The 21618-nt window shown below is 58.6% G+C and carries 17 protein-coding genes; 3 read left to right on the forward strand and 14 right to left on the reverse strand.

What is annotated here, in order from left to right:
* Positions 1-69: 69 nt before the first annotated feature.
* The gene (gene hcp / locus AC0CW1_RS09130) at positions 70-1353 is read right to left on the reverse strand and encodes a hydroxylamine reductase (protein WP_488182759.1); all 1284 of its coding nucleotides are present in this window, start codon (positions 1351-1353) and stop codon (positions 70-72) included.
* A gap of 302 nt (positions 1354-1655) precedes the next feature.
* Here hcp and AC0CW1_RS09135 point away from each other — a divergent pair, with 302 nt between their 5' ends.
* Entirely contained in the window at positions 1656-3116 is a 1461-nt protein-coding gene (locus AC0CW1_RS09135; RefSeq protein WP_488182760.1) for a long-chain-fatty-acid--CoA ligase, read from the forward strand.
* Positions 3117-3335: 219 nt separating this feature from the next.
* Here AC0CW1_RS09135 and AC0CW1_RS09140 read toward each other — a convergent pair whose 3' ends face one another.
* The 4 genes from AC0CW1_RS09140 to AC0CW1_RS09155 form a co-directional block, all read right to left on the reverse strand.
* Positions 3336-7124, reverse strand: coding sequence for a chemotaxis protein CheB (locus tag AC0CW1_RS09140; RefSeq protein WP_488182761.1), 3789 nt, complete (start codon positions 7122-7124; stop codon positions 3336-3338).
* A 246-nt stretch (positions 7125-7370) separates the two neighbouring features.
* Positions 7371-8411 carry an HD-GYP domain-containing protein gene (locus AC0CW1_RS09145; protein ID WP_488182762.1) on the reverse strand — a complete coding sequence of 347 codons (1041 nt, stop codon included), beginning with the start codon at positions 8409-8411 and terminating at the stop codon, positions 7371-7373.
* A gap of 162 nt (positions 8412-8573) precedes the next feature.
* On the reverse strand, positions 8574-9725 hold the full coding sequence (locus AC0CW1_RS09150) for a glycerate kinase (protein WP_488182763.1): 1152 nt from the start codon (positions 9723-9725) through the stop codon (positions 8574-8576).
* A gap of 104 nt (positions 9726-9829) precedes the next feature.
* Complete coding sequence (locus AC0CW1_RS09155) at positions 9830-9991, reverse strand: hypothetical protein (protein ID WP_488182764.1); 162 nt, start codon at positions 9989-9991, stop codon at positions 9830-9832.
* Positions 9992-10330: 339 nt separating this feature from the next.
* Between AC0CW1_RS09155 and AC0CW1_RS09160 the strand changes: the two genes are divergently transcribed.
* On the forward strand, positions 10331-11116 hold the full coding sequence (locus AC0CW1_RS09160) for a basic amino acid ABC transporter substrate-binding protein (protein WP_488182765.1): 786 nt from the start codon (positions 10331-10333) through the stop codon (positions 11114-11116).
* A gap of 289 nt (positions 11117-11405) precedes the next feature.
* On the forward strand, positions 11406-12071 hold the full coding sequence (locus AC0CW1_RS09165; RefSeq protein ID WP_488182766.1) for a hypothetical protein: 666 nt from the start codon (positions 11406-11408) through the stop codon (positions 12069-12071).
* A 282-nt stretch (positions 12072-12353) separates the two neighbouring features.
* Here AC0CW1_RS09165 and AC0CW1_RS09170 read toward each other — a convergent pair whose 3' ends face one another.
* The 9 genes from AC0CW1_RS09170 to AC0CW1_RS09210 form a co-directional block, all read right to left on the reverse strand.
* Positions 12354-13982 carry a SpoVR family protein gene (locus AC0CW1_RS09170; RefSeq protein WP_488182767.1) on the reverse strand — a complete coding sequence of 543 codons (1629 nt, stop codon included), beginning with the start codon at positions 13980-13982 and terminating at the stop codon, positions 12354-12356.
* Positions 13983-14113: 131 nt separating this feature from the next.
* Positions 14114-15022, reverse strand: coding sequence for a GGDEF domain-containing response regulator (locus AC0CW1_RS09175; protein ID WP_488182768.1), 909 nt, complete (start codon positions 15020-15022; stop codon positions 14114-14116).
* A gap of 297 nt (positions 15023-15319) precedes the next feature.
* On the reverse strand, positions 15320-16126 hold the full coding sequence (locus AC0CW1_RS09180) for a P-loop NTPase (RefSeq protein ID WP_488182769.1): 807 nt from the start codon (positions 16124-16126) through the stop codon (positions 15320-15322).
* A 32-nt stretch (positions 16127-16158) separates the two neighbouring features.
* Positions 16159-17283 carry a radical SAM protein gene (locus AC0CW1_RS09185; protein WP_488184120.1) on the reverse strand — a complete coding sequence of 375 codons (1125 nt, stop codon included), beginning with the start codon at positions 17281-17283 and terminating at the stop codon, positions 16159-16161.
* Between the two features lie 8 nt (positions 17284-17291).
* On the reverse strand, positions 17292-18266 hold the full coding sequence (locus AC0CW1_RS09190; RefSeq protein ID WP_488182770.1) for a TIGR04222 domain-containing membrane protein: 975 nt from the start codon (positions 18264-18266) through the stop codon (positions 17292-17294).
* A gap of 198 nt (positions 18267-18464) precedes the next feature.
* Positions 18465-19127, reverse strand: a complete 663-nt coding sequence (locus AC0CW1_RS09195; protein WP_488182771.1) for an amino acid ABC transporter permease — start codon at positions 19125-19127, stop codon at positions 18465-18467.
* 15 nt (positions 19128-19142) lie between these two features.
* Positions 19143-19796, reverse strand: coding sequence for an amino acid ABC transporter permease (locus tag AC0CW1_RS09200; protein ID WP_488182772.1), 654 nt, complete (start codon positions 19794-19796; stop codon positions 19143-19145).
* A gap of 69 nt (positions 19797-19865) precedes the next feature.
* Entirely contained in the window at positions 19866-20711 is an 846-nt protein-coding gene (locus tag AC0CW1_RS09205) for an ABC transporter substrate-binding protein (RefSeq protein ID WP_488182773.1), read from the reverse strand.
* Between the two features lie 124 nt (positions 20712-20835).
* Positions 20836-21570, reverse strand: a complete 735-nt coding sequence (locus AC0CW1_RS09210) for an amino acid ABC transporter ATP-binding protein (protein ID WP_488184121.1) — start codon at positions 21568-21570, stop codon at positions 20836-20838.
* Positions 21571-21618 lie beyond the last annotated feature (48 nt).

Here is a 21618-nt window from a genome sequence, read left to right on the forward strand (position 1 = left end):
AGCGTCCCCTTTTGGCAAGAGGGCCGCTTTTGTTCCAGTTGGGGCACAATATCTGAATCGCTATGCTACTTACTCGCCGAGCATCTTCTTGAGGTCTTCTTCGACGTTGCCGATCAGGTTCAGGCCGAAGTTTTTCACGAGCACATCAACCACATTGGCCGTCAGGAATTCGGGCGCCCGGCCGCCCAGGTAGATGTTTTTCACGCCGAGGCTGAAGAGGCCGAGGAGGATGGCGCAAGCCTTCTGCTCAAACCAACTGAGCACGATCGACAGGGGCAGGTCGTTGACGCTGCAGCCAAAGGCGTCCGCCAGGGCCAGGGCGATCTTGACAGCCGAACCGGAGTTGTTGCACTGACCGAGATCGATGTAGCGGGGGATGCCGTCGATGTCGCCGAAGTCGATGTCATTGAAGCGGTACTTGCCGCAGGAGGTGGTGATGATCACGCAGTCCTTGGGCACCGCCAGTGCAAGTTCGCGGTAGTATTCCTGCTCCTTGATCGGGGCGTCGCAACCGGCGATGACGAAGAAGCGGCGGATCTTGCCGGCCTTGACGGCTTCGATGATCTGCGGCGCCAGGGCCAGCACGTTCTCATGGTGGAAACCGGTCGTCATCGTCTTGTCCGACGCCCAGTTGGCTTCCGGCAGGGAAAGGGCTTTTTCAATCAGCGCCGAGAAGTCGTCGTTGACGATCTTCGGCACGCCTTCCAAGCCGGCGCAGCCGTAGGTCCACATGCGGTCGCTGTAGGAACCGCGAATCGGCATGACACAGTTGGTCGTTCCCAGGATGGCGCCGGGGAAGGACTCAAAGAGCTTGCGCTGGTCGTGCCAGGCTTTGCCCGCATTGCCCTTCAGGTGAGGGTATTTTTGCAGTTCCGGATAGCCGTGAGCCGGCAGCATCTCCGAGTGGGTGTAGATGTTGATGCCCTTGCCTTCCGTCTGCTTGAGCAGTTCCAGCAAAGCGTGCAGGTTGTGGCCGGTGACAAGGATGCACTTGCCCTCCACTTTATCAGAGGAGACGGCAATGGGGACGGGGATGCCGAACTTGTCTGTATGGGCGCGGTCGAGCAGGTCCATCACCTTGACGGTGGCAGTCCCCACCTTCAAGGCCATGGCCACATGCTCGCCGAGATTGAAGTTGGAGTTGGTCAGCGTGGAATAGAGGGCTTCCTGGGTGATGGCGTCCACCTCAGGGTCGCTGTAGCCCAGTTCCCGGGCGTGGGTCGCATAGGCGGCGACGCCTTTGAGGCCGAAGATGATCGTATCTTGGAGGCTGGCGATATCATCGTTCTTGCCGCAGACGCCGACTTTCGTGCAACCGCCTTTGACGGTTTGCGAGCACTGGTAACAGAACATGTGCAAGTCCCCTTTCGTTTTTATAACTTAGTAACTTAGTTATATACTAACGGGCCTTGGCCGATAGATCTGTGATCTTGATCACAATCGCGCAAAAAATCTCTTTCCGGACATTGCAGCGCAATTGGACGGATGATACAGTTAGGGATACATACCCGGACAAGCTGACTGGCATTCGTTCCGGCGTTACAGACCAGACTGTGTTCCAAAGCAAGGTTCGAGAATAAGGAAAAACACGGACAAGCGATAGCGCCCGCAACCGCCTTCAGGGGAATCATACGAAAAAAGGAGGACTTTCCACCGTGCTCGTCCACGAACTGATCCGGCAAGGTGTGCCGGAAAAAACGGCCCTCATCGAAAAAAGCGGATGCTACAGCTACGCGGCGCTCCAGGAAACGGTCGACTGCTACCGCCGATGCCTCTCCGCCCGAGGCGTCAACCCGCAAGACCGAGTCGGCCTCTTTTGCCGCAATTCGGCGGATTTCATCTTCGCCTACATGGCCATCGCCAGCCTGGGCGCCGTCGTCATCCCCCTCAACATCATGTTCCGCCCCCGGGAGATCGCCTACATCCTCAGCGACGCCGGTTCTCGCCACGTCGTCACCGATCGCGCCCTCGAACTGGCCAGCGCCGAATTGAACGACAGCGATCTGCCGGCCCAGCACCTCTTGTCCGAACTGCGGGAGGCGGCCCCCGCTTATCGCGACCACCCTGCTCCCGACGTCCACCTCACCCCGGAGGATCCTTGTGTCATCCTTTATACTTCCGGGACGACGGGGCGGCCGAAGGGCGCCGTTCTCTCCCACCGCAACCTGGTCAGCAACGCCCGTTCCTACACGGAGACGATCAAGGCCGTCGAATCGGACAATTACCTCTGTGTGCTGCCCCTGTTCCACAGCTTCGCCTGGACCTGTTGCGTCACCACGGCGCTGCTCAACGGCGCGACGATCACAATCATGGAGGCCTTCCAGCCCAAGGAAGCGCTGGCGATGATTCAGGCGCACAGCGTCAACGTCGTCACCGGCGTGCCGGCCATGTACGGGATTTACACCTCCGCCGCCCGGCCCGAGGATCTGGCCGGCGTCCGCCTCTTCGTCTCCGGCGGCGCTTCCTTGCCGGTCGAGACGCTCAATAGTTTTAAAGAAAAAACGGACCAGTCCATCGTCGAGGGCTACGGCCTTTCCGAAGCGTCTCCGGTCGTCACCTTCAACCCCATCTTTAAAACGAAGCCAGGCTCCATCGGCCTCCCCCTCCCCGCCGTCTCCGTCAAGATCGTCGACGCCGACAGCCAGGAACTTCCCCCCGGCGAAGTAGGCGAACTGATCTGCCAGGGACCGAACGTCATGTCGGGCTATTTCGGCCTTCCCCAGGAAACGGCAACGGCCATCCGCGACGGCTGGCTCTACACGGGCGACCTGGCTTACACAGATGACGAGGGCTACATCTTCATCGTCGACCGGAAAAAAGACCTGATCATCGTGGGCGGTCTCAACGTCTACCCACGGGAGGTCGAAGAGGTCCTCTATTCCCACCCCTCCGTGAAGGAAGCCGCCGTCATCGGGACGCCCGACAAGACGCGCGGCGAGGCCGTCCGCGCCTTTGTCGTCATCCGGGAAGGCGCGGAACTGAACCGGAAGGAACTGATGGCTTACCTGCGGACGAACCTGGCTTCCTACAAGCTGCCACGGGAGATTGTCGAGTTGGAGGCCTTGCCGAGGAACGCTACGGGCAAGGTGCTGAAGAAGGAACTGAAGACGTTGTAGGGGATATATCAACCCTGTTACATTCCCTGTTGTCCCACTGTAGTTTCCCATACCTTCATCAAAAAGAGCTCGCCACAACAGGCGGGCTTTTTTTCATCCTTCCTGCTTAGTTTCATCTTTAAAATCTAGGGACTCAGGATAATAACGACTAATAATATCTTTGATATCATCCCTGAATCAGGACGCCCATCCTGATCCCCTTCCCCCTCACCTTAACATTTACGCCATCCGGTTCCCAGCCGGCTTCTCCAACACTCGCCACAGACATGCATACAGTTCGTTCAATGCCACCGGTTTTGCCGTCAGCTCATCAGCATAGCTCCGCCACTGGCCGGTCAGGTTAACCTGGAAAATATCGCTCGTCACCAGGATCACCGGCGGGCAGGCGGCCATCGTCTTGGCGATGGCGCTGATCATATCGGCGGCGGGGCCGTCGGAAAGCTCCGCTTCGGTCAGGATCAGGTCAGGCGGCGCGACCGTCGCCGAAGCGATAGCCTCCTCCATCCCCCGAGCCACCACCGGGGCGCCGCCCAAGACAGTGACGACGCGGCTTAAGAGCAAGATCGAGGTGGGGTCTTCGTCGACGATCAGCACCCGCCGGCCGGCCATGCTGCCTTTCAGCCGCTCCATGTCGATGGGCCCCTGGGCGTTGGCTTCGGCCGGCATCTCCAGGTAGCGGACGGGCGCCGTCACGGTGGCCGTCGTGCCGACGCCTTCTTGCGATTCTACCTGGATCTCGCCTTTTAGCGTATGGACCAACTGTTGGGTGATGGCCATGCCCAATCCGGAACCGGTGATCTTGGTGACGCCTTTGGCTCGGTAGAAAGGGTCGAAGATATGGGCCACCGTCTCGGGGCTCATCCCGATGCCCCGGTCGGTGATGGTCACGCGCAAACGATCGCCGTCGCGGCTGATGCGGAAGGTCACTTCGCCGCCGGATTGGGAGTACTTGACGGCGTTGTCGAGCAGGTTGAGCAGGATCTGGCAGAGCTTGCCGAAGTCGCTCTCCACCAAAAGCCGCGGCGGCACCTGGTTGTCAACGATGTAGTCCACCCGGGCGCGGCGCGCCTTGTAGGCGATGACGGCGCTCACCTGGTCGGCCAGTTGGGGGATGGAGAAGACCTTGTTCTCGACGGCCTTTTTCCCCAACTCGATGGAGGAGAGCTCCAGCACCTGGGTCAGCAGGTTGTTCAGGTTGTCGGCCGCTTTGCGGGTCATATCGAAGTAAGTGGCGATCTCCTCCTGGAACGCCTCCCGCTCTGGGAGCGTTTCCCCCTCCGGAAACCCTTTCCCCTCTTGAGGCGCTTTCCCTTCCTGACGAGCTTTCCCCTCCTGGAGCGGTTGGCTTGTTGTCTCCACGCCCAGTTGGGTCACGCCGAGGATCACGTTCAAGGAGCCGCGCAGGTCATGGGACAGTTCGGCGATGAAGCGCGTCTTCATATGGTTGGCCCGTTCGGCGTCCGATTTGGCCATGGCCAGTTCCTCGGCCAGGTTGCGCTCCGTATCAAGGGCCGCCTGCAACTGCCGCTGCAGTTCATACTGCTCGGTGATGTCGTAGGCGACGATCAAGAGGCCGACGATCTGCTGTTCCTCGTTATGGAGGGGCACGTAATCGACGTTGAAGGACTTCTTCCGCCAGGGGATGACGCTCCGGCTGACGGTCTCGTTTTCCCCTTCAATCAGCCGTTCCAGGTGGGTTTTCAGTTCCTCAAAAAAGGGCGGCACCTGCAAGCCGAAGAGGTTGCGGTTGACGGCCTTGTAACTGGGGATGTCGAAGAGCTTCGTCGCCGCCGGGTTCCACTCCAGCACCCGGCCTTCCAGATCGATGGCGATGACGGCCACATTGATGCTTGTCAGCACGCTGTTTTTCAAGGCCGACACGGCCAGCAACTCCAGCGTGCGGACCTCCAGTTCCTCGTTGATCGTCTCCAGTTCCTCGTTGGCCGCCTCGAGCTCCTCGTTCGTTGTCTCCAGTTCCTCGTTGGCCGATTCCAACTCTTCGTTGGTCGTCTCCAACTCCTCATTGGCCGCCTGCAGTTCCTCGTTGGTCGTCTCCAACTCCTCGTTGGTCGACTGCAACTCTTCGGCCAGCGAGAGGGCGTCGGAGAGCTCTTTTTCCATGCTGTCCATCTCCCGCTCCGTCAAGAGGACGGGGCCGGCCGTCCGGCGGATGACGGGCGTGAAGATCAGGATCAAGACCGGCTTGCGGTCCTCGTCGGCGTCGAGGAGAAAGGACAGGATATAGTGGCGCGGTAGTTCCCGCCAGGCCGCGCTGAGGTCTCGCGAGGGCGGGACGAGACCGCTTTGAAAACACTCCTGCATCTCCGCCTGCAGCTTCTCGTCAAGCAGTTGAAAGAGCAGCGGTTCCCGCTCCAACTCGGCCTTATCGGCTTCGGCAATGTCGTTCGTGAGCAGTTCGTCAGCCCGGCGGTTTAAGAGGACGATCTTCATCTGTTCGTTGATGGCGACGACCGGCGCCGCCAGGTTTTCCAAGACGCTGTCGGCCACAAAGCGGCGGTTGAGCCGGTTGTCGCTTTCAGACAACTGCATCCAACTGTTGCGCGGGCGCACATAGGGCACCCGCCGCGTAGGGACAGGTCGGGCCCGGTAGATCTTCCAGCGCCGGTCGACAAAGTCGAAGAGTTCCGGCACGACCGAGGTGGTCTCCGCCTTGCCCAGGAAGAGAAAGCCCCCGGGGTTTAAGGCGTAGTGGAACATGGTCAGGACTTTTTTCTGCAGTTCCTTCTCGAAGTAGATGAGCAGATTGCGGCAGATGAGCAGGTCCACCTTGGCGATCGGCGCCGAGTGGACGATATCCTGCACGCCGAAGATGACGCAGGAACGGATATGTTTTTTGACCTTATAAAAATCGCCGCAGGCGATCATGTACTTTTCACGGTAGGCTTCCGGCAGGCTCCGCACCTTGGTCTCATTGTAGAGGCCGCGCCGCGCCTCCAGGATGGCCGCCTCATCGAGGTCGGTGGCGTAGATCTTCAACTCCGCCTTTTTCTGGGCTTCTTCGAGCATATCGGCGACCATGAAGGCCACCGAATAGGCCTCTTCCCCGGTGGAACAGCCGACCGACCAGACGCGCAGGGTGTCGCCGTCCTTCAACCGGGCGATGAGCGGCTCCAGACAGTTGGAACGCAACGATTCATAGGCGGCCTCGTCGCGCAAAAACTGGGTGACGTTGATCAAGAGGTCGTCGTGCAACTCGTCCAGTTCTTCCGGGTATTGCTTGAGATGCTCGATATACTCCTGCACCGACGTGTAGTGGAGTTGGGACATGCGCTTGCGCACCCGCCGCTTGAAGGTGGAACGCCGGTAATTGACGACGTCGATATTCAGCCGCTGGCGCAGCATGTCGGCGATCTCCATGTGCTCGTCCAGGGTGAGCTCCCGGCGCACTGTATCGGGTTCCTTCAGAATCTGGGAGACGATTTTCGGGATCTCATTCAAAGGCAGGACGAAGTCGATGGCCCCGGTGTTGATGGCGTTTTGGGGCATGGCGTTGTAGTGGCTGTTCGAGGAGTCCTGGGCGATGGTGAAGCCGCCGTGCTCCTTGATGCTGATGATGCCGTTGCTGCCGTCCGAACCGGTGCCCGAGAGAACGACACCGATTACACGCGATCCAAAGGCCTCTGCCGCGGACTCAAAGAGCACGTCGATCGATGGCCGGGCGAACTTCACCTTCTCCGATTCGGCGTCGAGGTGAATCCGGTTTCCGTGCAGGACGAGGTGGTGGTTCGGCGTGGCCACATAGATCGTGCCGCCGCAGATGACTTCGTCCTGGACCGCTTCCTTCACGTCCATCAAGGAGGTCCGCTTCAAGATGGCCGTCAGGTGGGAGGGGTAGTGGGGCGACAGGTGCTGGACAACGAAGACGGCCAAGTTTGTATTGGGGCTCAGACGGTTGAGGACCTCTTGAATGGCGCGCAAACCGCCTGCCGACGCGCCGATCGCCAGCACCCAAAGGGGCTGTTCGTTGTCACAATGATTCGCTTCCATCCGGTGTCGGCCTCCTCATTCCCGGGGGCTGCCATCCGGTGAGGTAACCACATTCTGCTCTCACTTCCCTCGTTCCGAGGGAGGATCGGGTCGCCTTTCGGCCTCGCATTCTGACCCGAACATTGGAACCTATAAATAGTTATAATAATTTCAATTGCTTACATGATCCCATTCTTTCCCGGATGGTATTTTCCTGCTATACTTCGAAAAAAAGCCCTCGCCGAGGCGAGGGCTTTTTGGATGATGCTATTCCACGATGACCAGTCCCGTTCGCGCCTCATCCATCAGGTCGATGATCTCGGACACGCGGTGGTCTTCAAGCAAACAGACGACGGGGCGCAGCGGCCAGCCGGCGTTTTGCTTGACCACCAGGCCTTTCTTCCCGTTGCACAACTCGATGAGGCTGCCGTTGGGGTAGATCGCCACGGTCCCGCAGAAGTGGCGCACGATGGCGGGATCGAAATGGCTGCCGGACTGGGACCAGATGTATTCATAAGCTTTATTCCCCGGAAGGGGCTGGCGATAAGGCCGCCGCGACGTCAAGGCGTCATAGACGTCGGCCACGGCGGAGATGCGGCCAAAAAGATGAATGTCAGTGCCCTTGACGCCTCGGGGATAGCCGGTGCCATCGAATTTCTCTTGATGCTGAAAGGCCACATGGGCCGAGAGCAAGCTAGCGTTTTTCCGCAAGAGATCATATCCGAAACGAGTGTGCTCTTTCATGAGGGCATATTCTTCGGTGGTCAATTTTCCCGGCTTGTTCGTGATCTCCACGGGTATCTTGGTCTTTCCGATATCATGCAAGAGCGCCCCCATCCCCAGGACCGCCAGTTCTTCTCGGGTCAGGCCGGCATGCATGCCGACGATGATCGACAAAACACAGACCGAAACAGAATGGGAAAAGGTGTATTCGTCATAGTCGTGAAGGGTACTCACGTCGAGCAGGACGCCCCGGTTGCGGATCAACTCGTCGACAATCATCTCGACGCTCTTTTTGGCGCTGGCCAGATCCGTATCCGTCCGCGGCGACGCCAGCATCTTCACCAGGTGGCGCGTGTTCTTCATGACCTCGACGAAGACCGGCTCAGAGAGGGCCGTTTCGTAGTCGATCAGGTCGCCGAAGGGACTCTCGATGAAGACGGCCTGAATGCCGAGGTCCTTCAACCGACGGATATAGTTGTCGGTGAGTGCTATCCCCCTGGCCAAGAGGACGCTGCCCTTACCGTCATAGACCGGTTTGGCCAAAACGGCGCCCGGCTCCACCAAACCGACGGATAATCGCATCATACCCTTTGGCGCCTCCCTGATGCTGTCGTTTGCCGGGGGGTTCTGTCAGCCAAATGGCGCCCCCACCCGTTTCCCGTTATCGGAAATCATTATCACACGACATCATTATAAGGGAGTAACGGGCGATTGGGAATACGGGGGATGGGCACTTTCCAGGCGAATTTAAGAGGTTCTGTTTACCCCTTGGCCTACATTGACGAGCCGAAACACCGCCTTGGCAGTGGCGAAGAGAAAGGGTTCCGCCTGGGCCATCGCCTGGGTCACATCGACGGGAAGACGGGTGCAGGCGACGACGGCGGAAAAAGCCCTCTCCAACTCCTCATGGTCGTCGACGCCGCCGGAGATGACGATGACCGGCTTGCCATGGCCATCGGCGATCTTGGCCACCCCCGAGGGGACCTTGCCATAAGCCGTCTGGGCGTCCGTCTTGCCCTCTCCCGTCACCACCAGATCGGCGGCAGCCACCTTCGCCTCCAAGCCGGTGATCTCGCTGACCAGGGTGAAGCCGCGCTCCAGCCGGGCATCGAGAAAGGCCATCAATCCCGCCCCTAAGCCGCCGGCGGCGCCCGCGCCCGGTTTATCGGCGACCTGCCGGCCCAGATCCCGCTCGACGACCGCCGCCAGGTGGGAGAGATTGGCGTCCAACTGGGCCACCATCTCCGGTGTGGCGCTTTTCTGGGGACCGAAGACCGCCGAGGCGCCGGTGGGCCCGCAGAGGGGGTTGGTGACGTCACAGGCGGCAACGACCGTAACCTCGCCGCTGGCGATGGCGGGATGGAGCCCGCTCCGATCGATCCGCTTCAGTTGGGCGAGACCGGCGCCGCCCCGGGGGATGACCTTTCCTTCCCCGTCAAGCAATTTGACGCCGAGCGCCTCGGCCATACCGGCGCCCCCGTCATTGGTGGCAGAACCGCCGATGCCGATGTAGATGGTCCGGCAGCCGGATGCGAGAGCAGCGGCGATCAGTTCGCCGGTGCCGAAAGTCGTCGTAATCCGCGGGTCCCGCTTGTTCCGGGGGACGAGGTGCAAGCCCGAGGCGGCGGCCATCTCGATGACGGCGCTTTTTCCGTCTTCCAGGATGCCGTAATGGGCGTTGACCGGTTCGCCCAGCGGCCCAGTCACCTCTTGCTCCACAAAACGACCGCCGGCGCCCTTGACCATGGCTTCCACGAACCCCTCGCCACCGTCAGCTAGGGGAACGAGATCGATGACGGGCGAGGACCAAACCTGCCGGGCCGCCCGTCCGATGATCTCGGCTACCTTCAGGGCGGATAAGGATTCCTTGTATGAATCCGGTGCGACAACAATGCGCATGCGCTACCCCCTCACTTCCTCTGTTGCTGCATTGGCAAGCCGTCCGGCAGCGGCCGAACGGCTCTTCTTGGGTTTCCTCTTCCGTTAGGGCAGTCTCCCGGGCGTCAGTGTGCCTTCCGTTGCTCCTTCTGGATAGCCTCCAGCAACAACTGGGAAAAAACTTTCTCTTTTCCTTTCGTCGGTGGGAGGATCTCCTTGGCCCGTTCCCTCTCTTTACGAGGAAAGTACTGTGGAGGGAAAACGGGGACGACGCGAATGCCATCCATGGCCATCTCTCCCTTCGGGTATCCCTACCCAAGTCCCTCACCGTTACTATCGTCTACCAAAGGAAGCGAGTTTAGCCTTTCCGGCATAAAACCTGTCATTGTTTTCACGATCTTCAAACTAAGCGGCAGATGGGTAAGGACTTGAGCGTTGTTCCGGTTGCTGCTTGTATCTATAGCTTACTCTTACGTACGATTTACGCATCTCACCAATTGAGCATCCGCCATATTCCATCCAATCGCCTCCAACTCTTGCTGATAATTTGTTCTTGTGATTTTATACTCACCTCTATATAATAGGCTCGTATGCTAAAATCCAACGCGAAACGGAGGACCCCTCACATGCAGAAATGGATGCGCATCAGCTGCGCCGCACTGCTCGCTACAGGTCTGCTCGTCAGCCTGACCGGCTGCGGCGGCAGCACCCCCGCCCCAACAACACCGGCCAAGAAAACAATCGTCGTCGGTACCGAAGCGACCTACCGCCCCTTTGAATGGAAAGATGAGAAAGGCGAAATCATCGGCTTCGACGTCGACCTGGCCCGAGAGATCGGTAAGGAGATCGGCGTAGAAGTGGAGATTAAAAATACGCCCTTCGAGAGCCTCATCGCGGAGTTGCAGAACCAGAGCATCGACATGATCGCCTCGGCCATGACGATCACGGAAAAGCGCAAAGAGAACATCGACTTCTCGAAACCCTACTATGAATCCGTTCAAGCCATCATCGTCAAGGAAGGCTCCGCCATCACCAGCCTGGCTGACTTGAAAGACAAAAACGTGGGCGTCCAAAACGGCACGACCGGCATGGGCGTCGCCGAAAAGCTGATGGGCGATCGCAGCACCAAGATCAAGCGCTTTGAGACCTGCCCTGACGCGCTGAACACCCTGCGCATCGACGGCCTGGACGCGGTCATTGCCGACAAGCCGGTGGCCCAGAACTACCTCGTCAACAACCCCGACGCCAATCTGATCGTCCTGGAGGACAACAGCCTCGAAAAGGAACAGTTCGGCCTGGCCGTCCGCAAAGGGGACGCAGCACTGCAAAAGCAGATCAACGACGCCCTGGACAAGCTCGAAAAGAGCGGCAAGATCAAGGAACTGTCGACCAAGTACTTCGGCGCGAAGTAACGCCGATAGATCGAGGCCGCTGGAAGCAAGGCGGCTTTGTAGGACAACGCATGCATTAAAGACATATTGGCGTGGCGAAATTTTCGCTGCGCCTTTTTTCGTTAACCGGACATGGCAAACTACAACATACCCCGCCGAATTAACCGAATTAAGGGTACCTGGGCTGAATGCATTTTGTTCTTTACGACTAAAATTTATAAAAAAATATTGAAAATGGTGTTTTAAAACAGTTAAATTTGATATATAATATACCTGAACTACGAAAACGAATGTAAAGGATGGGACGTGCATGCGTCAAATTAACGAGTTTTCCCCTCATGACAAGGCGTTGCTGCAACTGGACGCTGATTATCAACGTTATCGCCAATCCGTTGAATTCGCCTTCCAACTGGCTCAGGACCTGGTCAACCGCGCCATCGAGCCGGTCATGAACGAACTGGCCGCTGTCCGCCAGTCCCTGGAAGAAGTCAAGACCACCATCAAAGAAGAGAGCGAACGCCAAGCCCAGGCCGCCGAAGCTGCTGCGGAGTCTGCCGAGGTTGCCGAAACCACCATCGCGTTGATCGACGAAGCCCCCCGCCGTGGCCGCCGCCGCAAAGTGGCTGAGCCTGTCGCTGTGAAGCCGCCCCGCATCCGATGGGGCAGCAGCGAAGACGAGATCAAGGCGACCATCTTCGAACAACTCCGCCTCCTGGAAGAGCGGGGCAAGGAAATCACCGTCACCAACATCAAAGATGAAGTCCCCAGCATGATGCGTTTCCTCTACGGCAAGGACGCCATGTTCCAGGGGATCAACGCCCTGATCGAAGAGTACCACCGCAGAAAGAACGAAGGCGAACTGCCCGTTCTGACCGCGGCTGAAGAGGTTGACGCGGACGACGCCATGGTTCCCGAAGGCGACGTTATGCCCGAGATGGCCGAAGAAATGGTTGTCGGGCAGGGCGCTGCGGAATAAGCGGCGTTTTGGGATAACGGGTTGTAGATACGGGTTGAGTACATGAAAATAAGAGAGGCGACGCCCAGCGTTCAGTTGGGTGTCGCCTCTTTCTTTTTTTCCCTTTACCTATTTCACAGATATGATTAGATAATATGCATTTGTCGAAAAGTGAAAAGCCTCAATGAGATTCCTTCTTTGGGAGATTATTGTTTCAAGCGTAATGGGCACCACAGATGAACAAAAAACCATCGACCAACACGTCGATGGCACACCATCAATACTTCTTCTCCATTTAGCCTATTACAAATACTTCCTCTGCACCTTCTCCCCATTATAACTAAACAGAATCCGCTTCCCGTCCACCACCGTCTCCATATAGACCGCCCTGCCCCAAAGTGTATACAGGTGGGGCAACGTCTTCTCCAGATAAGGAATGTCCAACTCCACCCCTTCATAGGCGTGCCGGACCAGTAGTTCACCGGAACGGTTGTAGTCGCCGTCTTCCACAAACAACGTCGGCAGGCCGCCGTTGGTCATGCGTTGGACCATCTCGTCACGGATGACTTCCCAGTTCTTTTCGACGATCTGCCACTGGTTGCCCACCTTTTTGTAGAGGTACAGGTCGGCTGAATCGACCAGTTCCTTTGTTAAATAGTTGCGAATGAAGGACTGGTCCGTGTCGACTTCCCGCACCTCGAAGAGCATGTCGCGTCCGTAACGCTTCTCGATATCTTCAAAGATCTTGAGCCCCAGGTAGTAGGGGTTGATGGAACTGCGTGACGGCTGGACGACCTGGGCGTGCATCTTGGCAAACTCCCAGGCGTCGTCCTCTTCCATCTCCATCTCCCGCATGATCCGCATGTGCCAGAAGGTGGCCCATCCCTCGTTCATGATCTTGGTGCGCATCTGGGGCCAGAAGTAGAGCATCTCCTCGCGCAGGATGGTCAGAATGTCCCGCTGCCAGTCATCGAGGAAGCGGCCATACTCCATAATGAACAACAGCAGGTCCTTTTGGGGCCGCTCCGGGATCTTCCGCTCTTCCCCGTTCGTTCGCCCCTCATCGCCTGGGTATTTCGCCCCCGTCTGCGCCGTCGATGAAACCGCAGCCCTTCCGGCCGGAAGCGCTCTGCTTCCGCTACCAGAACTACTGCCGGAACTGCCGCCGCTGCCGCTCCCGCCGCCCGAGCCGCCGCTTCTACTGGCGCCGCTGCCCGAACCCCCACTGGAGCCCCCTGAACCGCCGGCGCCTCCGCCCGACGCGCCGCCACTCGCTGATCCGTTCGCTGACCCGTTAGCTGGTCCACTCCCGGCAGCGCCGCCGCTCCCCCCGGCGAGCAGGTTATCCAACTCAAAGAGATCCTCAAAGGGACTGTCCGGCTGCACCTTCGGCTCTTTCGGCACAGCGTCTTTAATCGTGTGAATATGGGGGTCGATGTGCTCCTGGACGGCCATGGCGGCGTCGAGGAACGTCTCCACCTTCTCCCGGCCATAGCGGATCTCGTACTCGCGGATGCGTTCGGCCGAGGAGGCCATTGATTCGACCATGTGGCGGGACGTCCACCGGAAGGCGGCGTTGTTTTTGAAAAAGTCGCAGTGGGCCAGCACGTGGGCGGCGACGAGTTCGTTCTGAATCGGCGTGTTGCCCTCCAGTAGAAAAGCGTAGCAGGGCGAAGAGTTGATCACCAGTTCATAGATGCGCGACAAGTTGTAGTCATAGGACATCTTCAATCGATGAAAGCTTTTCCCAAACGACCAGTGGCTGAAGCGCGTCGGCATCCCATAAGCGCCGAAGGTGTAGAGCACATCGGCCGGTACGACCTCAAAGCGCATATCGTAAAAGTCGAGGCCGAAGTCTTTGGCGATCTCGATCAGCTTGGGAATTGACCGGCCCAGGCGGTCCAATTCCGATTTGATCTGCCCCTGTTCCACCGGCAATCCTCCCCTCCCCTAAACATCTCCTCACAGTCTATGGGCGGGAGGCGCTTTTTTTTCCGGCAAAAAAATAAACCGCCACAGTGGTCTGCGGCGCTTCTATACGATCATTCCACTCATCATTCGTGTTATCCCAGCCACTCGACGCGGTTGCGTCCGCTCTTCTTGGCCTCATAGAGGGCCTTGTCTGCCCGATCGATCAGCGTCTGAGCTGTATCATTGATCCGCTTGCATTCGGAAATGCCGAAGCTGGAGGTGATGGTCAGCGCCAGGTCGTCAGAAACGACAAAAGGTTCGCCAGCCACCGTCTCGCGCATCTTTTCGGCGAGGGAAAAAGCGCCCTTCAGGTCTGTTTCCGCGGCGATGATGGCAAATTCCTCGCCCCCGAACCGGCAGACCGTGTCGGTGGCGCGCACATTCAGTTTCATACGTCCGGCCATGGTGATCAGGATCTTATCGCCCACGAGGTGCCCGTAGTTGTCGTTGATCCGCTTGAAGTGATCGATGTCGAGCATGATCAGTGTCAGGATGCTGCCGTAGCGATCGACGCGAGCTAATTCCTCGGCCATCTTCTGGTCAAAATAGCGCCGGTTGTACAGACCGGTCAGGGGGTCGCGCAGCGATCCGGCCCGCAGGATCCCCTCACGCCGCTTCAAGCTGTCGATGGAGGTCTTGTGGCGAAGGGCCACCTCCACGCGCAGGATCAGTTCCTCATGATCGATCGGCTTTTGAATATAGTCGGAGCCGCCCACTTTTAAGCATTCTAGGCGATCGTGCTTCGCATCGCTGGAGGAGGCGAAGATGACCGGGATATCATAGCCATCGGTCCACTCCTTGAGCCGGCGGACCATATCCAGCCCCGACATCCGTGGAAGCACGATATCGGAGATGATCACATCGGGTTGGAAGGTCTTCACCATGTTCAGAGCATCCCAGCCGTCACGGGCGATCCCCACCTGGTAGCCGCGCCGGGAGAGCAGATCCAGCAGGATGCGTCCTTCTAGGGAAGAATCATTGACAATCATCACTCTTGACACGAGGTTCACCTCTCGGGGGAATTCCATCTAAAAGTAATTCTCGTTATCTGTCGAAATCCCTGCTATCTGTTTCCCTTTTCCCTGTAAAACCTGAGCGTAAAAAACAATTCCGAAAAAAATTGAGGGGTCTGCGCACATTGCAGACCCCTGCTCGCCGGCCAGGCAGGCCGACCTTATGATGAGGACCAGCCAACCGATCCGCCGTCCTCCCAGCCCCTCTCACCTTTGTCGGAGAGAGACTTTGCAGCGCCTTGGCTGCTCCTCTTGGGTTTATCATACACCCAGAAAATCCCGCTGTCAACTATCTTTGTGCGTACTTTCCCAAATGTTTATGGCCATCTCAAAGACGAGCGGATGGTGGTACTCCTCCAGTCTGCCTGCCCGGGCAAAGTCGATCAGCTTGGCCGACCAGGGAAAACAGGCGATGACGCCCTCCCCTTCTTCTGTCCACGCCTCATCGCCGTCCGATAAGGGGAGCAGGTTTTCGCAGTGGGGGCATTCGATCTCTCCCCCGTTTTCCACGACACCGACGATAGGGATCCCTTTTTCTTTCAGCCAGGTTGCCGTCCGTCGCACGACGCGCCGATCCAAGTCGCGGAGCGAGGTGACGAGGAGCGCCCCGAGGACGGGCTTCTCTGAGGCCGATCCGGTCATGCATCCCGAAGCGGTCTCGCTGTCTGGCTGAGCAGAAAAAGGGTAAAAGGTTTCTACAAGCGCCTCGTGGACCTCCCCCATCCCAGATGGCATGTCGATGATCAGCACATCCCGTTCCGCCCAGACGGGCGACCGGAGCCATTGCTCGATCGTCTCACGCCGTTGGTCGGGCGAAGCGGCGAGCAGGGACTGCCCTTCGTCAGGAAGCAATCCCGCCGACAATACCGCAATCCCCCGCCGGGTCACAGCCGGAATCCACTGACCCTCATGGCGGCGCAAGGGTGCCTGCAAACCGAAGAGCGCCGGGATCGCCGGTCCGGCGATGTCGCCATCGATCACACCGACCGACAGGCCGCCCTTCGCCAGGCCGGCGGCCAAAAGCGCCGCCACCGTCGATTTGCCTGTCCCGCCTTTGCCGCTCATCACGGCGATGACTACCTCACAAGCCATGGTGCTCTGTCCCTTCTATTTTTGAAATCGCTTCAGCACCCTATCGAGCAACCCGGATCGCGCTGAAAGGGATCGCCCGTCGCCGCATAGGCGAGGCAACGCAAACCGCCGCCACAGGCGCGCCGGTAGAGGCAGCCTGTACAGGCTGCCGGACCGTTCTCCCGATCCCGCAGTTGCCCCAGCAAAGGCGCGTGGAGATAGATATCGGTCAATGGCTTTTGCCGGACGTTGCCGGCGATCAAGGGCAGCCGGCGACAGGGCGTGACATCGCCTCCTGGCAGGAGACAGAGCAGGCTTCTTCCCGCCGTGCAGCGATAGGGTTTCCCGCCTCCGCACAAAAACTGCAATGCCCGGTCCAGAGCGATGACGGTCCGTGTCCTGTTCCTGTTCCAGCAAAACCAGGAGCGCTCCACCTCCCGCCGCGCCCGAGCCATGATCTCGAAAAAGTCGCGCGTCTCATCCGGCGTCAGCGACGCGCCTGCCAAGCCTTCCCCACGACCGAAGGGGATCAGCCGGTCGGCCCAGACCTTGTCCACCTTCAGCTTGCGCCCCAGCCGGGCCACTTCGGGAAAGTCCCGGTAGTTCTCCCGGTGGGCTGTAAAGGAGATGAAGGCGCGCACCCCCTGCCGGACGAGCGACTCCAGCGCCGACACGGCCTGGTCATAGGTCCCGGCGCCCCGGATGGCTTCGTGCCTCTCCCGGCTTCCTTCCAGGCTCACCTGCACGAAGCGGGGTTCCAGCCGGCGCAGTTCCCGGGCGACAGCATCATCGATACAACTGCCGTTCGTCAGGATGGCAAAGCGAAAATGCGCCTTTTCCGCAGCCAGCAGAGCGAGCAGGTCCATAAAGTCCGGGTGGATGAAGGGCTCGCCGCCGGTGACGGTGATCTGACCGCGAACCAGTTCCCCCTGTCGGCGTGACAATTCCACCAGCAATGCCTTGAACTGTTCGATCACGCCGGGCCATTCGGAGGGAGGAAGTTCAGCGTTATCGACAGCCCCGCCTATACCCGCGCTCACAGCAGCGCCGGCAGCACCGGCCACGTCCTCGACAGCATCATCAGCAACGCCACCGGCGCCAACGGACTCCCTGTCCTCCTGGTAGCAATGTTTACAGCGCCAGTTGCACCGCTCGGTGATGTGCCACTGCAGCAGCATCGATCCCGTCACCCGCCACAACCGCCGCCGCCACAGCCACCACCGCCGCCACCACCGCAGCCACCACCGCAGCCACCACCGGAGTCGCTGCCGCCGCAGCCACCGCCACCACCGGAGACGCTGCCGCCGCAACCGCCGCCGCAGCCACCGGAGGAACCGGCGCCAAGCGGACCGTTTTTCCCGCCGTAACGGGCAAACATCTCATAATAGGGGTCATAGCCCATGCCGGACGTCACAAAACCGGCGCCGAAGAGGGCCACATAGAGGGCCGGGTTCACATCAAGCGGGTTGTTCGCCTGCCGAAACTCCCGGCGGACCCATTCAAAGCGCTCGTTGGCGTTCTTCAGATAGGCGACGCCAAGGCCGGTCAACGGACGGGTGGGCGCCAAGATCAACCAGGCTGCCACCGGCAGGCCGATCATCTCCACCACAAGAAAAACAACGGGCCTGTCGATACTCAGACCGGCAACGAGTCTGACCGCCCCGGCGAGAACAATGGCTGCCACGGCCATCAGAGCGATTTTGGTGACACGACTTCCTTCCTCGGCACTGCGCAGCAAGCCCGCCTGCTCCAGATTTCTCCGGACCGGCGACAGCAGACTTTCCATCCGTGACCGGAAGCGGTCATTTTTATATAACACCTGCGCCGTGACTTCGCGTTCAAACCCGATCATCACTTCCCGCTCCAGCGGCGTTGCAGCCTCTGTCGGCGAAGCATCGACGAGCCGCTGCCGGCTTCCATCCCTGATAAAAGCGATCCTCCCCCGGTTCTGCAGATCAAAGACGATGGCCTCCACAACCGCCTTCCAGCCGCCGCGCAGGTAGGCCATATGGACCGGGTCCACCTCCGCCCCCGGCGACAGCGGACTCCGGGCAACGCCCTCGGCCTGGATGGACAACAGAGCACCAACGATGATGATGCCTGCGAGGAAAGGGTACAGGATCAGAAAAACCGGACCTGGAATCAAGGCCAGCCAATCCACGGGAAAAGCCCTCCTTTTCAGACTCATCGCTCCATGCGTCTTTCTGTCTGCTATCGCCGCTATAGAGAAGATATACCGTATCCCATTTCCCTTCTATTGTATCAGATATCACAATGCCTAGTCACAGGGAACAGAAAGGCCCCCTGTCCACATATTGGACAGAGAGCCCCTTACTCTGTATTCATCGGTCGCCGCCTTTCAACCCATGGCCATCCGTTTTTCCATATACACGCCGATCCGGGACAAGGTGAAGTTGACGACGAAGTAGATGCAGGCGACGAAGAAAAAGACCTGGACAGGGTTGTTGTGCTCGATGAAGATCAGTTTGCCATGCTCGGTCAGCTCCGTCAACCCGATGATCGAAGCGTAGGAGGTGTCCTTCGTCAGGGTGATGAACTGGCTGATCAAGGGCGGGATCATCTTGCGGAGCGCCTGAGGGAGGATGATGTAGACCATCGTCTCCAGGTAGGAAAAACCTTGAGCACGGGCCGCTTCCCACTGCCCCTTAGGCACCGATTGGATGCCGCCGCGGATGATCTCGGCGACCAGGGCCGACGTAAAGATGGTGAAGGCCACGACAGCCGCCCAGAACTTAGGCAACCCCAGGCCGATTTTTGGCAAGGCAAAGTAGGTGAAGAAGATCAACAAGATCAGAGGCAGGTTGCGCAGAGACTCCACATACAAAAAGGCGGGATAGCGCAAAAAGGGATACTGGGAGATGCGCAGCGCGCAGATGACGATCCCGAAAATGAGGCTGAGGGCGATGCTGATCAGGGCCAGTTCGATGGTCCACTGCAAGCCTGTCATCAAAAACTTGATGTTTTTCGGTTCAAAGAGTACGGTCCATTTCGACCAGTCCAAAACTCCCCCTCCTCCCTAGGAACTCCGGCGCAACCGCTGTTCGAGCAGGTTGGCGACCGTACTGAGCGGCACGGTGATGACCAGGTAAAGCAGCGCCGCGAAGATGAAGACCTCGAAGATGATGAAGGTCTCGCTGGCGATGCGGTACGTCTCATACATTAAATCGGCCACAACGATGGTGCTCAGGATGGCCGAGTTTTTCACCATGTTGACAACCTGGTTCGTCAGTGGCGGCAACACGATCTTCACCGCTTGGGGTAAAACAACATAGCCCATGGCTTGGAGATAGCTCATCCCCGATGAACGGGCCGCTTCCATCTGCCCCTTGGGCACCGCCTGGATGCCGGCCCGGAAGACCTCGCCGATATAGGCGCCCGTATACATGGCCAGTCCGATGGTGCCGCAGGCGAAGCCGGACAACTTGATGCCCAGGGCCGGCGTGCCAAAATAGATGAAGAAGACCTGAATGATCAAGGGGGTGTTTTGAAAGAACTCCACATAGGCCACGCCGATGACGTTGAGGATCTTGGATGCGGAAACGCGCAGGATAGCGATGACGACGCCGATGGCCATGGATAACAGCAAGGAATAGAGGGTCACTTCGATGGTCACCTTCAGACCGGAAAAAAACTGCGGCCCATAAGATAACACGTCATTCCACTGCTCCATGCAGGCGTACCCCCCTTTCACAACAAAGGGGGAGTGAAGCGCGCTCCACTCCCCGCAAGCTCTGATTCCTTACTTGGGCGGATCTTGTTTGAACCACTTCTTATACAGCTCGTCGTACTTGCCGTTGGCTTTCATCTCTTTGATGAAGTCGTTGACATACTTGACCCACTCGGGATGGCCCTTCTGGAAGCCGAAGCCATAGGGCTCTTCGGTGAAGAGGCCACCGACGAGCACAAAGTTGGGATCTTCCGTGGCAAAGCCCATCAGGATCGAGTTGTCCGTCGTCATGGCATCCGCCCGGCCCAGCTTCAAGGCCTGGAAGGCTTCCGTGTAGGTGGCGTACTCATCCACTTTGGCGTCCGGCGCTTTTTCCCGTATGTTCTTGGCGCTCGTGGAGCCACGGGCCGTCGACACCGACTTGCCTTTCAGGTCGGTCACGCTCTTGATGGGGCTGTCTTTTTTCACGAGCAGCGACTGGCCGGCCATGAAGTAGACATCAGAGAAGTCGATCTGCTTTTTCCGTTCTTCTGTGATCGTCGTCGTGCCGGCGACGATATCGATCTGGCCGTTTTGCAGCATGGGGATGCGGGTCTGGGACTCGACCTTCTCCAGCTTGACCTTGCTCTCGTCACCGAAGAGCTTCTTGGCCAGTTCCTTCATGATGTCGACTTCAAAGCCCTCGGGCTTGTCCGCGCCAGACTTCAACTGTCCGAAGAGGGGCACGTCGTTTTTGACGCCGGCGATCAGGTAACCGCGGTTCTTGATGGTCTGGATGTAGTCACCAGAGGCTTGAGTCTCGGCAGGTTTCTTCTCGCCGCCAGTCGGAGCGCTGCCGCCGCCGCAGCCAACGGCCAATGTGCCCAGGAGTGCCGCCGTGCAGCAAAGGGCGATTGCTTTGGTCCACTTCTTGAACATGGACATCCTCCTCTTATACGTTTTATTTATGCTTCCGGCTGCCCCTGGGGCGAGCCGAAATCAGCGCGCAAGCAACAGGAATCAAGCCGTTCAGGATCACCGGGCCGCGATCAACGAGCCAAAATTAGTGGGCCGATGTGAGGATCTTGCTCAAGAACAGCTTGGTCCGGTCTTCCCGGGGGTTGATGAAGAAGTGCTCCGGCGTTCCCTCTTCGATGATAGAGCCGTTGTCCATGAAGATGACCCGGTCGGCCACCTCGCGGGCGAAGCCCATTTCATGGGTGACGACGACCATGGTCATGCCTTCCTTGGCCAGGGTCTTCATGACGTCAAGAACCTCATTGATCATCTCCGGGTCGAGGGCCGAAGTGGGCTCGTCAAAGAGCATGATCTTCGGTTTCATGGCCAGGCCCCGAGCGATAGCGACCCGCTGTTGCTGTCCGCCGGAGAGTTGGGAGGGGAAGGCTTGGGCCTTTTCCGGAATGCCCACCTTCTTCAGGTAGAACATGGCCGTTTTCTCGGCTTCCTCTTTGGCAACCTTGCGCACCTTGATCGGCGCCAGGGTGATGTTTTCCAAGACCGTCTTATGGGGATAGAGATTGAAGTGCTGAAAGACCATGCCGATCTCCTGGCGGAGCAGGTTGATGTTTGTCTTGGGATCGTCGATGCGAAAACCGTCGACAGTCAGGCGCCCCTCGGTGACAGTCTCCAACTTGTTGATGCAGCGGAGCAATGTGCTTTTGCCGGAGCCGCTTGGACCGATGACGACGACGACTTCCCCTTCGCGGATATGTAAATCAATATCGCGAAGCACGTGCAGCTTCCCAAACCACTTGTTCACTTTTTCAAAACGTATCAGTCCAATCGCCTCCCACTTGCGAAAAAATCCACATATGCTCTAATTATA

It is taken from the genome of Heliomicrobium sulfidophilum (genome assembly GCF_057715735.1).